The following is a 13,108-nucleotide window of genomic DNA, read 5'->3' on the forward strand; positions in this document are numbered from 1 at the left end:
AATTCCTGGTGAGGGCGCGCCTCACCGTGAAATGAATCATAGAAGAAGAAGGGGCTTAGACGGATCGTCCAAAGGGCGTAGTGGGGCGCAATAGTTCGCCAATAATGTGATCCGCATCACAAAAGCGAACCGCCCATCCGGGTCAATCCAGTAAGGCGAGTTCCCGGGCCCTGGCCAGGGCTTCGGTCCGGCGGCTGACCCCAAGTTTGCCGTAAAGGTTACGGATGTGTGCCTTGACGGTCGCAGGGGCAACGTTCATGCGGTTGGCGATATCCTTGTTGGCCAGTCCCTCGTTGATCAGTGTCAGCACTTCCTGTTCCCGCTGGCTCAGGGGTTCCGCAAGGATCTCGCCAGAAGCGGTCATTGTCTCGACGTTATCCCTGCCCGGGGCGTATTCCTGGCCCGCTGGCGGGCTGCTGATACCGCGAAGCATCGCCAGCAAACGGCTGTTCCAGCCGGAAGACGCTCGCAGGGCGGGCAACTCCATCAACAGCTCCCGTACAGTGGGACTTTCCTCAGCGAACAATCGCATAAATCCGGCATCCGCGGCCTTCTGCACCGCCTGAGCCAACATCTGGCTGGCCTCTGAGGTTTTCCCCTCGACATGCAGGGCCTCTCCGTAAACCGTCAGGATCTCCACCAGGTGTCGGAAATGCTGATCTTTTTCAGCACTGAGACGTAACGGCGCAAGTATCGACATGGCCTCCGCCGGGCGGGCCGCAGCCACCAGGACCCTGGCCGTACTGATCTGGTTCTGCTCCCGGTTCAGGGGGTTGGAAAAATGCTCATCGGTGACGGATTGGGCCCACTGTTGTGCCCGCTGAAGCTGGCCGGCTGCCAGGTAACACCGGGCAAGCAATGCGGAACAGGCAGGAGGCTCGAACAGGATATGATCGCGCCGCCGCCGGGCGACCGTGGCGGCGTCCTCGAGGGATTCGATGGCTTCCTGGTAACGGCCCTCGCTGAAGGCGAGATGGCCCCGCACGTACTGAATAACAACGTGTTGCCCGGGTTCGGTACCGTTAGTGACATGGTCAAGCAGCGGCGCAAGGTGAGAGGCCGCCAGTTCCGGTTCGTTACGTTCGCGGTATATTTCCGTCAGCGCGCTGTTCTGCCAGCAGGAAATCAGTCTGGGTTGAGCCGGATCGGTATACTGCTGGTCCACCCAGCGCCGAACTGAAGTACAGGTTTCCAGGGCGTCATCGATATCGCCGCGATTGTACTGAATCCAGGCCAGCAGGCCGCCACTGGAGAGCACGGTGCTGGGTTTGCGTTCCAGTTCTCCATAGCGGACCGCGGAACGAAGCGCCTCTTTGGCGGAAGGCAGGTCTCCCTTGCCGTAGTGGTCCAGGCCGACACCGTAGTAGGTGACGGACTTGAGGGGGATGCGGGTATGGTCGATATCCCTGAGTACCTGACGTGTCAGATCACTGGCGCTCTTGTCATCGTTTCTGGTACGCGCAAGGTAGGAGCGGATCAGGGATATTTCGCTTTGCAGGCCCAGGGCGCCCTCGGCATCCGGGTGGGAGTCGGCCACCCGTTTATCCAGAATATCCTCGAGGTTCGAAAGCAGCGGCTCAAGCATCTCCACGCGGTTGGCAAAGAACAGGGCCCAGATCCGCAACATTTGCAGTTGCGGGCTGTCATCCACCACGTCGGTCGGTAGTGAGTCCAGCCAGTTGAGAACGGGGAGGTGATAGCCGCCGTGAATCAGGTTATTGCCGTGCTCCGCGAGAACCCGTGCCAGCCAGGCCCAGTCCTGTTGGCGAACGATCTGGGCAATGCCTTCCTGCACGTGATCATGGTTGAGCAACCACGTCACTGCCCGCTGCCAATGCTGCTCGGCCATGTCCGGGTCATGCGCCCATGCCCGCTGCAGCAACGCGTCCCGGAACAGGTCATGGTACCGGAACCAGTGGTTGCGCGTGTCCAGGGGGATCAGGAACAGGTTTTGCCGCAGCAGTTGTTCGAGCAGAGACTGACTGTTCGATGCCCCCCGTACCGAATCACACAGCGCTGAACAGAGCTTGGGGCAACAGGCCGTACTGATCAGAAAGTCGCGAATATCCCCGGGCTGCTGTTCCAGCACCTCGCTCAGGACATAGTCATTGATGCGACGCTCATCGACATCGACGGTAATAGGCGGAGCCGAGGATTCACGAGTGGACCTGTTGAACCCGGAGAGTGCCGACAACTGCATGGCGGCTACCCAGCCCTCGGTTTTCCGGCAGATTTTCCGGACTTCCTGCTCAGAGACGTCCAGCCCCATGGTTTCCCGGAAAAAACGCTGGCATTCCTCCTCGGAGAACGCCAGCAAACCGGGGTGAATGTCTTCGATCCACGCCCGGACTCGCCAACGGGACAGGGGCAGGGGAGGCTCCGTGCGTGACGCGAGCGTTACCGTGACCCCCGGCGGCAGGTAGTCCACAAAATAGGAGAACTGGCGCTGGATATCGGTATTCCGGATGAAGTGGAAATCGTCCAGCACCAGCGACCACTGGGCGCCATCTGCGGCGAGGGCATTGATGAGACTGGTGATGGGCCCCTCCAGCTCCTGCAGGGAGCAGTGGCTGAGATGTTGCCGGCAGAGGTCCATACCTGCCAGCCCGCTGTGCTCAAACGCGCCAGCCATGTACTGCCAGAAGCGCCGGGGTTCGTCATCATGTTCATCGAGGGAGAGCCAGGCGGTCGACGTGCCCAACTGCGTGCACCACTGGCTCACCAATGTTGTTTTACCAAACCCGGCCGGCGCAACCACAAGGTTGAGCCGTTTCTGGAAGCCGGGTTGCAACAGACTGCACAGCCGTTCCCGACTGACGGCGCGGGGGTCGGAGGTGGGTCTGAGGAACTTGGTGGTCAGCAGCATCGTATCCCTGAATGCACTTGAAGTATCGATTTCGGATTGTGTGCTTTGTCACACTGAAGTCAAGGGTGCTGGCTGCAAAAGGGCATTAGGAATGCAGCGTTATTCGGTTTTTGGTCTAAACTGAGTGGGAAGGTATTGTGTATACCAAAAAAGAATGAAAAATGAAATTTTTATGCGTATTCTGTGTTTTATCAGTGTGGGCTGAAGCACAGCGGTAACGCAGCCCGAGTTTTCCGGGAATTCAGGGAGCAACAGGGTCGATGAAATTACAACAGTTGCGCTATATCTGGGAAGTCGCGCACCATGATCTCAATGTATCTGCCACCGCCCAGAGTCTTTTTACCTCGCAGCCGGGTATTTCCAAACAGATTCGACTGCTGGAGGATGAGCTTGGTCTCGAGGTGTTCGCCCGCAGCGGTAAACACCTGACGCGGATCACCCCGGGCGGGGAAATCATTATCCGTGAAGCGGGGGAAATACTTCGCAGGGTAGAGGGCATCAAAAAGATTGCCCAGGAGTTCAGCAACCAGCGCAAGGGCGATCTCAGTATTGCCACTACCCACACCCAGGCCCGGTACGCGCTGCCTCCGGTTATCAGTGGCTTTATCGAGGCCTATCCGGACGTGTCTCTGCATATGCACCAGGGAACCCCGATGCAGATTTCGGAGATGGCGGCCAACGGCGCGGTGGATTTCGCCATCGCCACCGAAGCCATGGAGCTGTTCAATGACCTGATCATGATGCCTTGCTACAAGTGGAATCGCAGCGTGATCGTGCCCAGGAACCACCCACTGGCCAAACTATCCGAGTTAACCTTGCCGGAGCTGGCGCAGTACCCGCTGGTCACCTATGTCTTTGGCTTTACCGGTCGCTCCAAGCTGGATGAAGCGTTCCAGTCCCAGGGATTAACGCCAAAGGTGGTCTTTACCGCCGCCGATGCCGATGTCATCAAGACGTATGTCCGCCTGGGGTTGGGTGTAGGCATCATAGCCAGCATGGCATTTGACGAGAAGGTTGATACCGATCTGGTTGCCCTGGACGCGCGCAAGCTGTTCCGGCCCAGCGTCACCCGCATCGGTTTCCGTAAGGGCACCTTCCTGCGCGGTTACATGTACGAGTTTATCCAGCGCTTCGCACCCCATCTCACCCAGGAGAGGGTGGATGAGGCGGTTGCGCATCAGGGCAGCCGATCGGAAATCGAAGAGCTGTTCCGGGATGTCGAGCTGCCGACTTACTGACCGTCTTTGGCGATCAGATTCCCTGCGTGCAGGCCACATTCTTTCTGTGTGGCCTCTTCCCACCACCAGCGGCCTTCACGTTCGTGCTGGCCTGGCAGTACAGGCCGGGTGCAGGGCTCACAGCCGATACTGACGAAGCCTCTGTCGTGCAGCTTGTTGTATGGGGCTTCCGTCATGCGGATGTAGTCCCACACTTCCTTTGATGTCCAGTCCGCCAGCGGATTGAACTTCACCAGTTGCCGTTCGTCCGTGGAGAAGGCCTCGTCTATCTGCACCACCGGCACATCGTTGCGGGTGCCCGGGCTCTGGTCCTTGCGCTGTCCGGTAATCCAGGCGTCGACGGTGGCCAGCTTGCGGCGGAGCGGGTTGACCTTACGAATGCCACAGCATTCGGAGTGGCCATCCTCGTAGAAACTGAACATACCCTTGCGGGTGACCAGATCCTCTACTTCCTGCGAATCCGGGAACATCACCTCAATGTTAATGCCGTAATGCTTGCGCACCCGTTCCACGAACTCATAGGTTTCGGGATGCAGGCGACCGGTATCCAGGGTGAACACCTGAAGGTTATCCGTGAGCTTGTGGGCCATTTCAATCAGGGCCACGTCTTCGGCCCCACTGAAGGAGATGGCAATATTATCGAACTTCGCCAGGGCCGCTTTCAGAATGGCCCGGGGGCTCTGGCCTGCGAGTTCCTGCTGTAACGCGCCAATGTCTGTCATGAAAAGCTTAGTCCTTCATAAATGTGTGATAAATCTACCATTAAGGCGCGCCGGGCTAAAGGAATGTGGTCGTATATCCTTATAGCGGGCAAGAAGCACGATGCATTCGGCGGCGGATTTTCTTATCATACGGGCCCATTGAAACCCGAGCGTCCAGGCTGGCCGCCGGAAACACTGACTATGACAATCAGGAGACCACTGTGGAACTCGCGTGCCTTGACCTCGAAGGAGTACTGATCCCGGAAATCTGGATCGCGTTTGCGGAAAAAACCGGCATTGAGGAACTGAGGGCCACCACCCGCGATATCCCTGATTATGACGTATTGATGAAGCAGCGCCTGCGGCTGCTGGACGAGCACGGTTATGGTCTGCCCCAGATTCAGGAAGTGATCAGTGAACTGGACCCGCTGCCCGGCGCCAGTGAGTTTCTGGACTGGCTGCGTGAGCGCTTCCAGGTGGTCATCCTGTCCGATACGTTCTACGAATTTGCCATGCCGCTGATGGCCAAGCTGGGCTTCCCGGCGCTGCTTTGTCACAAGCTGGAAGTGGCGGAAAACGGTCAGATCACCAATTACCTGCTGCGCCAGCGCGATCCCAAACGCCAGTCGGTCAGGGCATTCCAGCTGCTGAACTACCGGGTTATCGCAGCCGGGGATTCCTACAACGACACCACCATGCTGAGCCAGGCGGAAGCCGGCATCCTGTTCCACGCCCCGCAGAACGTCATTGACGAGTTCCCACAGTTCCCGGCGGTTCACACGTTTGACGATCTCAGGCAGGAGTTCCTCAAGGCCAGTGCGGTTCACAGCGCCTGAGTTTTTGGGGTGGATTGTTGTGTCGGATTACGCCTGCGGCTAATCCGACCTACATGAGAACCGCCGTAGGTCGGGTTAGCAAAGCGTAACCCGACTTCGGAATCTGACTCACAACACCAGTTTCTCAAGAAACTCCATAAGCGGCCGGACTTTGGTCAGCGTCTCCTCATACTCCGCCTGCGGATCGGAGTCGGCAACGATCCCTCCACCTCCCCAGCATCGTATGGTCCCTTCGTCATCACAAAGCAGGGTCCTGATCGCGATATTGCTATCCAATACACCGTTTAAACCCCAGTAAAACACCGATCCGCAATAGGGGCCGCGCCAGTGGGGTTCCAGCTCCCGGATGATTTCCATGGCCCGTATCTTGGGCGCTCCGGTTATGGAGCCGCCGGGGAAGGCATCCAGAAGTGCTTTTATCGGTGAGACATGCTCCTTGAGTGTGGCATGGATATGGCTAACGAGGTGATGAACATTGCGGTAGGACTCAAGGGCGAATAACTGATCTACCGCCACGGTTCCGGTCACTGCGCTGACACCGAGGTCGTTCCGGAGTAGATCCACGATCATCAGGTTTTCTGCACGATCCTTTTCCGAGGCACGTAACTCGTCCGCCAGGGCCGCGTCCTGTTCGGGGGTTGCACCGCGCGGGCGGGTGCCCTTGATCGGACTGGTGTGAACGGTCTTTCCCCGGATGTCCAAAAAGCGTTCTGGAGAAATCGAGAGTATTGAATGCCTGCCAGTCCGGATGAACGCACTGTACGGCGTGGGGTTGGCGTCTGAAAGCGCGCGGAAGGCCTGCCATGAATTGCCGGAATAGCGACCCTTGAACTCCTGGGAGAGGTTGGCCTGGTAACAGTCGCCGGCCTCAATGTACTGGCGAACCGCTGCTACGCTTGCTACGAATTCGTCCCGGGATTGGGTCGGCGTAAACGGAGTAGGCATACGCCACTTCTTATCCGGTGAGGCTGGGTCGCCTGTCAGCCATTCCTGGAGTCTTTTTCGGATGTTTCCCGGGCATTCAGGGTGGATCCACAAATAGTAGCTGTCGCTTGCCCTGTTATGGCTGGCAGACCACAGGTACAGGCCGGCATGCATGAGCGGAACATCAACGCCGGGGCATTGGTCAATCAGGCGTTTCTCTTTTACGTAGCCCAGTTCATACCCCAGGAAACCAATCCAGCCGCCTGTCAGGTGTTCCCCGGCTTCATTCCTGGGCGTGGCATAGTGCCGGGATGCTTCCTCCATTTGCCCGGCGAGCTTGCGGAGATCGGCCGCTGCGGACCGGCCCGGGCTGATCTCCAGGGAGCGGTAGGCGCAGGCGGAAAACCCACAGATGACGCCCCGAGGCTCGCCGGATCCAACGCTCCCGATATAAGCGAAGTCGGGTTCCTCGCAGGCATGGCCCAATAGGTGGCTGTACTCTTCGCTGGTAATGGGTCTGGAAACAGGCAGGTTCAAACTAACCCCATAACAAATGTAGAAGAATGATAATCAGCCCACAAAACGGGCGTTGTCGGTTCCGAACTCCCGCTGATCTAATAGAGCGGACATTCCTCAGCTCCGGACAGGCTGGTAAATCTATTTTAACCGACTTCCGGGGGTGTCGTGTGGAAACCGATTGAAAATAATAAGGAAGATTAGGATGACAAACCTCAACAAGTCACTGGTCAACATGGCGTTGACCGCAATTTTTCTCACATCCCCTCTAGCGTTTTCTCAGGACAATACGCTGGCCGTCGAAATACCGGAGAACAGCGTACTCTCTGATGGCATGCTGACTAAGGAAGAGTTGGCAAAATTCGCCGTTATTGGTCAACAACAACTGGTAAAACTCACGGAAAAAGCAACGGAAGAGTACGCCAGCGAGTTAAGTGATAACGACCCCAACATGCCAGCGGCCTGGATGCTGCTGGAGGATGGGGAGACCATCAAGCGAATCAATATTGATGATCAGGCAGGGCAGGCGCCCGCCCAGGTGAGGATTCTGATGTACCGGGCAGCGCTCAAGTCGATTGCACGCCGCGGGAAAATCAATGCGGCAGTCATACTTTATACCGGCAAGGTTAAAGATGGTGAGGATGCCGAGGCATTGGTTATAGAGCACGAGCATCGCCTCGGCATTTCCGCCAACAAGGTAGTGCCTTTCCGCCTGGATGGTGGGGAAGTGTCGTTCTCACAGGCGGTTACCAGGGAAAAGCCTTTCCAGATGTTTTACGACGACAAGAATGAATCGCCGGCTCATCAGGGGTGAAACTGAGAAGTAATGCGCGTTTGTTTCAGGTTGTAAACGACTCGTGAAGAACTGTGAATGCAGTCACGGACTAGGACTGTAAAACAATCTTAAATGGAGTCGTGGGGTAAGGGACCCCACAACAAAAATACAAACTCAGATAACAACAACATGAGTTTACAAGGAGATAATATGAAAGGCCTGAAGAAAATCGCACTCGCCACAGCGGTCGCCGCTGCCCCTTTCGCGGCTCACGCTGACCTGAGGGCAATGGATGACAGTGCAATGGGTAACGTCACCGGTCAGGCCGGTGTGACCATTGAACTGGAAACCAAAGTAAGCATCGGCCAGTTCAAGTACACGGATGAAGGCTCCTTCGCGGTCAACGACATCGTTCTTGGTGGTGCCGGCGTGACAGCTGATGGCGCAGCCGCCGGCTACACTGATCTGCTGGATCAGTTGAAGATCGATATCGACGTGGCCGATGACGGCGACGCAGTTATCCACGTGGGCACCCTGGACGGCAACCCGATTGACTGGGGTATGACCGTTGGCTCCATGGAACTGCTGGCCGGCAGCACCGGGTCAGACAGCACCACGCTGATCTCCAACATGAGCGGTTACGGTAACCTGGCACAGCTCGACTTGCGCGTGGACACCGAAACTGACCACCTGAACGTCGTTGCTGCTTTCGACGTACAGGATATGGACTTTGACGTTGACTTCCTGGGTATCGGTGTCCGTGACATGGTGATCACCGGTGCTGGCGCCAACTTCGACTATGACGGTGACGGCTCTGTCATGTCTGCTGACGCTGATGGCGAATTCGGTCTGGATGCGACATCCAAGGAAGCTCAGGTACTGGCCGGTTTTGCTAACGTAAATCTGGATGTCTACAAGGGTGCTGGCCTCGGCGCGTCCACGGAAACAGGCGTGTTGCGTATCGACGTGAACAACGTCTATATGGACATGTCTATCGGTGCAGTTGAAATCGGTGGTACTTCCATCGGTTCCTTCGCCATCGACAACCTGGCGGTTACTGACACCAAGCTGGCTGTTTACGGTCACGCTGATGCAGCTACTACGCCCTAAGCGAACACTCGAAAGAGTCTAGCTTGACTATGCCCCGCCTTTGGCGGGGCATTTTTTTGTCTGTCAGGTAATTGCGAACAAAAAAACGGTACCTCGCGAGGCACCGTTACAGGAATGCGATCTATCCCGCCAGGTGGTTCTGAACGCCGTTACTGATCCGGCACCGCGATCGACAAATCAAAACCGCCCCCTGGCCGTGGAGTCAGTGTGACCGGCCCTTCGTTAATGGCGTGGGGAACTTCAATGCGGTCAATGCCCGGGGGATTGCCAATGGAAAAGTTCACGTTCTGGCCATCGTAGCCGATGCCGAGCTGGTCATTCAGGAATGTCTGGGTGAAAGGCTCATCCGGGATCTGGGCCTGCTGGCCAAAAATAATGGGCTGGATCGTGGGCGCAAAATCCGCCCGGGGCTGAGCGCGGGCCAGCTCTTCCTGGGGCAGCAGTAAAGCGCGGCGGAGAAACTCTTCCTCGGCCTGTTCCAGGGCGTCAGACTTGCCTTCTTCCTGATAGCGCTGGAGGGCTTCCCGATAGGCTTCTTCTTCCGCTTCCGTAAGAACCGGTTCACCGGGGGAAATGGTCAGGGAGCGAATAATGCGCTGTCGGTCTGCGGCGCTCTTTTGCTGATCCCTGGGGACGACAATAACGGCGGAGTCCTTCACATAGGTTTCCACCATCTCATCGGATGTCATGGTTTGTACCCCGGCCGACAGCGCGGAGCTGAAAGCGGCAAGGCCGGTGGCGCTGATAATGGCAATGGAGAGGGACGTTGGGCGTGTCATGGTATAGCCTCTTGGCCTGTGATCCACGAAGATGAGGTGCGTCTGAAAAGGTACGGCACTCAGTCAGCTCCCCATAAATCAGTATTCGGATTGCCAGACACAAATTCAAGGGATTTCTGGCGGGTTTGTGATCACCATCGGTGTATTGTCAGTATTGTTATAAAAATCCCGTGAAAGATGGTTATATAGGCAGCCTAATGTTCTTGGCTGGGTAACAGGAGCCTTATGGTTCAGGCTATTCGTACACGCTGGCAGCGCTGGGTCAATCGCAGGATTCCCCGCGCGGACAAGCAGGTTTTCAGTCAGCGCAATATCTTCATACTGCCCACGGGGCCCGGGGTGGTGTTTGGCATGCTGCTGCTCATCATGCTCATCACCGGGATCAATTATCAGAACAGCCTGATTTACCTTCTCACGTTCATGCTGGGCGCGATTCTGGTGGCGGCCATGCACCAGACCCATCGGAATCTGGCGGGTCTGGAGCTTACCCTTGTTCAGGCCGGCGAAGGTTTTGCCGGAGACAGGATCCCGTTTCGGTTCCGTGCCGTGTCTGGCAGGCACGATGCGATCGCCATATCGCTCAGCTGTGAACGCTACACCCTCAGTCAGCAACACGTTCCAGCAGGCCAGGCCGGGGATATGGTGCTGTCCGCTGAAAGTCCCCGCCGTGGGTATTTTCGTCCCGATCGGGTCCGGGTTGAAACTCGCTTCCCGTTCGGACTGCTCAAGGCCTGGTCCTGGGTGCGACCGGCCTCCTTTGGCATTGTCTACCCGCGGCCGGTTCCGGCACCGGAAGCAACGGGCACTGTGACAGACGGCGATGATCAGGATACCTCCCGTTCCGTGGACGGCAATGACCATGCGGATATGCGGCCTTGGCGGGAGGGGGATCTGACCCAGCGGGTGTTATGGAAACGATACGCCCGTACCGGCCAGATGGTGATTGCCGACTGGGAAGGTGAGCAGGGCAGCCCTCACTGGCTCGACTATCAGGCCTTTCCGGGTGTGGATCAGGAGTTGAGAGTCAGCTATCTCACCGCCCAGGTGCTTGAGCGCAGCCGAACCGGCGTTCCTTTCGGTTTGAGTCTGCCGGGACAGGAGATAGGTCCGGACGCGGGGCCTGCCCATGTCAGCCGGTGCCTGAAGAGTCTGGCGGTGTTTGGGCTGGAGAAGCCGCGGGATGATTCCACGGCTGCTTTCGGTACACGGGGCCAGGCCGCCGGGTCGACGGTAGCCGGGGAGGGCGTTTGATGACCTTTGCCAGAGCTGACGGCGAACAGACCTTGCAGGGAACGGAGGCACCTGTATTACCCACCAGGGCCCTGATCTGGGTGATTGCCAGCTTTGCGCTACTGCTCACCCCTCAATGGGATCGACTTCCACTCTGGCTGGTCGCCAGCTGTATTGTCCTTGCGGGTTGGCGTTGGCTGGCACAGTCTGGCCGTGTCCGTTTACCGGGAAAATGGTTGAAAACCGGCATTATGCTGGGGGTGATCGCGGTCTATATCGCCACCGTTCAGGGGCGTTTTACGGTGGATACGGCGGCGTCGTTTTTTGTGCTCGCGGTTGGTCTGAAATGGCTGGAAACCCGTTCTACGCGGGATTTCTATGTGCTGTTCTTTATTCTGGTGTATCTGGCAACCGTAAATTTCCTGTTCCATCAGGAGATCTACTGGGCCGTCGTGAATCTGATGGCGGTCGGGCTGTTGCTGGTGGGGCTTCAGGTTCTGAATGCGCCCGACCTGCCAGAGTCCATGGCCTCCGGTTGGCGGCGACTGGGTACGATGTTACTGAAGACGCTGCCGATAGTGGTTCTGTTGTTTGTCTTCTTTCCCAGGATGGCACCGTTATGGAGCGTGCCCATGGTGTCCGGTCAGGCAAGATCGGGTATCAGTGACACCATGCGGCCGGGTGACATCTCCAACCTGGCGCAGAGCAGCGAGAGAGCCTTCCGGGCCACCTTTGGCGATGATCTTCCGGCCTACCGGGATCGTTACTGGCGTGGACTGATCCTCGACTATCTCGACGGAGAAACCTGGCGCCAGGGGCGTAATGAGCCCTTCAGGCGACCGGGAAGGGTGGCCGTTGACGGCGGCGCGGGAGATCTTGAATCTGGCCAATACGATGTCCTGATGGAGCCCACGGATGAGCGTTGGGCGTTCGCGCTGGATGGTTCCGTGGCGGTTTCGGACAATGTGTTGCCGACCGATGAGGGGCTTTTCCGGTTTCGTCGCCCGGCGGACAGCGCCGTGCGCTATCGAATGGCCCTGACTGGCGGTGAAACCGATGAAGCTGATGCGCCGCAAAGCCTGCGCCGATACCTCCAGCTGCCAAGTCGCGGCAACCCCAGGGCCAGGGCGCTGGCGGAGGAGCTGAAAGCCGATTATCCCGACCCTGGCGCCATGATCGAAGCGTTGATGACCCGCTTCCGGCAGCAGCAGTACTTCTATACCCTGCGACCGCCGGCCATGCCGGAAGACGGCATTGACGCCCTGCTGTTCGATGCAAAACGGGGCTTTTGCGCCCATTACGCCGGCGCGACCACATTTTTGTTGCGGGCGGCGGGCGTTCCGACACGGGTGGTTGTGGGCTACCAGGGTGGCGATCCCGGGGCTGATGACGAGTACCTTATCGTCCGTCAGTACGACGCCCACGCCTGGGTGGAGGCCTGGATTGACGGCGAGGGATGGGTACGTGTGGATCCGACGGCTGCGATCGCTCCCGACCGCATTGAATCTGGTTTGCGGGATGCTGTCGCCGGTGAAGGCTCTTTCCTGGAAGACGACTGGGCTTCGCCGCAGCGGTACGGCAATATCCCCATGCTGCAATGGGCGTCGTTGCAGCTGGACAGGATCAATTACCAATGGCAGCGTTGGGTCGTTGGCTATCAGGGCCAGTCACAGATGGACCTGATGTCCCGTTTGCCCGGGGGGCTCGGGCTCAAGGAGCTGGGTTACGCGACGGCGGGCATTGTCGGGTTGGCGTTGCTGGTGGCGGGTGTATTCTCGGCGTGGCAGGTACGTCGGTCGGCAAGCCGTGATCCCGTGGTAAGGTTGATCCATCAGTGGCACCGGCTTTGTGAACGTGCCGGCATTCCGGTGCGATTCGGAGAGACTCCGGCTCAACTGGCCGAAAGGATTGGTTCAGCCAGGCCTGCCGCCGCCGGAACTGCCAGGGCTTTTGCCCGGATGGTTAACAAGCATTACTATGGCAGCGATCCGGACAGGGGAGGGCGTCAATCCCTCGAACAGATGCGGCGCCTCCTGGTCACGATGAAAAAGCAGATGTCACGGGATTCCTCAAAGCCCCGTAAAACCACCACTAGAACAGCACTGGAAGGGTAACAGGTTGAATCCATCTGAA

Annotated in this window: 10 protein-coding genes; 6 read left to right on the forward strand and 4 right to left on the reverse strand. The window is 57.9% G+C overall.

The window, feature by feature from the left end:
* Positions 1 to 142 precede the first annotated feature (142 nt).
* Positions 143 to 2,866 carry a winged helix-turn-helix domain-containing protein gene (locus ACJO3M_RS05790; protein WP_407000426.1) on the reverse strand — a complete coding sequence of 908 codons (2,724 nt, stop codon included), beginning with the start codon at positions 2,864 to 2,866 and terminating at the stop codon, positions 143 to 145.
* Positions 2,867 to 3,126: 260 nt separating this feature from the next.
* On the opposite strand from ACJO3M_RS05790, the gene cysB reads away from it, so the two are divergent.
* Complete coding sequence (gene cysB / locus ACJO3M_RS05795; protein WP_406985184.1) at positions 3,127 to 4,104, forward strand: HTH-type transcriptional regulator CysB; 978 nt, start codon at positions 3,127 to 3,129, stop codon at positions 4,102 to 4,104.
* On the opposite strand, the gene ACJO3M_RS05800 is transcribed toward cysB, so the two are convergent.
* Entirely contained in the window at positions 4,098 to 4,826 is a 729-nt protein-coding gene (locus ACJO3M_RS05800; protein WP_407000427.1) for a phosphoadenylyl-sulfate reductase, read from the reverse strand. The two genes, cysB and ACJO3M_RS05800, sit on opposite strands and share 7 nt — an antisense overlap.
* A 200-nt stretch (positions 4,827 to 5,026) precedes the next feature.
* Between ACJO3M_RS05800 and thrH the strand changes: the two genes are divergently transcribed.
* Positions 5,027 to 5,641, forward strand: coding sequence for a bifunctional phosphoserine phosphatase/homoserine phosphotransferase ThrH (gene thrH / locus ACJO3M_RS05805; RefSeq protein WP_407000428.1), 615 nt, complete (start codon positions 5,027 to 5,029; stop codon positions 5,639 to 5,641).
* Between the two features lie 108 nt (positions 5,642 to 5,749).
* Here the strand turns inward: thrH and pabB are convergent, their stop codons facing one another.
* Positions 5,750 to 7,102, reverse strand: a complete 1,353-nt coding sequence (gene pabB, locus ACJO3M_RS05810; RefSeq protein ID WP_407000429.1) for an aminodeoxychorismate synthase component I — start codon at positions 7,100 to 7,102, stop codon at positions 5,750 to 5,752.
* A gap of 184 nt (positions 7,103 to 7,286) precedes the next feature.
* Here pabB and ACJO3M_RS05815 point away from each other — a divergent pair, with 184 nt between their 5' ends.
* Positions 7,287 to 7,895 carry a hypothetical protein gene (locus ACJO3M_RS05815; protein ID WP_407000430.1) on the forward strand — a complete coding sequence of 203 codons (609 nt, stop codon included), beginning with the start codon at positions 7,287 to 7,289 and terminating at the stop codon, positions 7,893 to 7,895.
* Between the two features lie 171 nt (positions 7,896 to 8,066).
* Complete coding sequence (locus ACJO3M_RS05820) at positions 8,067 to 8,966, forward strand: DUF6160 family protein (RefSeq protein ID WP_407000431.1); 900 nt, start codon at positions 8,067 to 8,069, stop codon at positions 8,964 to 8,966.
* 149 nt (positions 8,967 to 9,115) lie between these two features.
* Here the strand turns inward: ACJO3M_RS05820 and ACJO3M_RS05825 are convergent, their stop codons facing one another.
* Positions 9,116 to 9,745 carry a hypothetical protein gene (locus ACJO3M_RS05825; protein ID WP_407000432.1) on the reverse strand — a complete coding sequence of 210 codons (630 nt, stop codon included), beginning with the start codon at positions 9,743 to 9,745 and terminating at the stop codon, positions 9,116 to 9,118.
* A gap of 225 nt (positions 9,746 to 9,970) precedes the next feature.
* Here ACJO3M_RS05825 and ACJO3M_RS05830 point away from each other — a divergent pair, with 225 nt between their 5' ends.
* Complete coding sequence (locus tag ACJO3M_RS05830) at positions 9,971 to 10,996, forward strand: DUF58 domain-containing protein (RefSeq protein WP_407000433.1); 1,026 nt, start codon at positions 9,971 to 9,973, stop codon at positions 10,994 to 10,996.
* Positions 10,996 to 13,089, forward strand: coding sequence for a transglutaminase TgpA family protein (locus ACJO3M_RS05835; protein ID WP_407000434.1), 2,094 nt, complete (start codon positions 10,996 to 10,998; stop codon positions 13,087 to 13,089). The genes ACJO3M_RS05830 and ACJO3M_RS05835 overlap by 1 nt, the downstream gene beginning before the upstream one ends.
* Positions 13,090 to 13,108: the final 19 nt, after the last annotated feature.

The organism is Marinobacter alkalisoli, assembly GCF_045449795.1.
Classification (GTDB): Bacteria; Pseudomonadota; Gammaproteobacteria; order Pseudomonadales; family Oleiphilaceae; genus Marinobacter.

Bases quoted from the DNA above. Each gene is read 5' to 3' on its own strand.
- ACJO3M_RS05790 (WP_407000426.1), bottom strand. From the start codon at position 2,866: ATGCTGCTGACCACCAAGTTCCTCAGACCCACCTCCGACCCCCGCGCC.
- cysB (WP_406985184.1), top strand. From the start codon at position 3,127: ATGAAATTACAACAGTTGCGCTATATCTGGGAAGTCGCGCACCATGAT.
- ACJO3M_RS05800 (WP_407000427.1), bottom strand. From the start codon at position 4,826: ATGACAGACATTGGCGCGTTACAGCAGGAACTCGCAGGCCAGAGCCCC.
- ACJO3M_RS05815 (WP_407000430.1), top strand. From the start codon at position 7,287: ATGACAAACCTCAACAAGTCACTGGTCAACATGGCGTTGACCGCAATT.
- ACJO3M_RS05820 (WP_407000431.1), top strand. From the start codon at position 8,067: ATGAAAGGCCTGAAGAAAATCGCACTCGCCACAGCGGTCGCCGCTGCC.
- ACJO3M_RS05825 (WP_407000432.1), bottom strand. From the start codon at position 9,745: ATGACACGCCCAACGTCCCTCTCCATTGCCATTATCAGCGCCACCGGC.
- ACJO3M_RS05830 (WP_407000433.1), top strand. From the start codon at position 9,971: ATGGTTCAGGCTATTCGTACACGCTGGCAGCGCTGGGTCAATCGCAGG.
- ACJO3M_RS05835 (WP_407000434.1), top strand. From the start codon at position 10,996: ATGACCTTTGCCAGAGCTGACGGCGAACAGACCTTGCAGGGAACGGAG.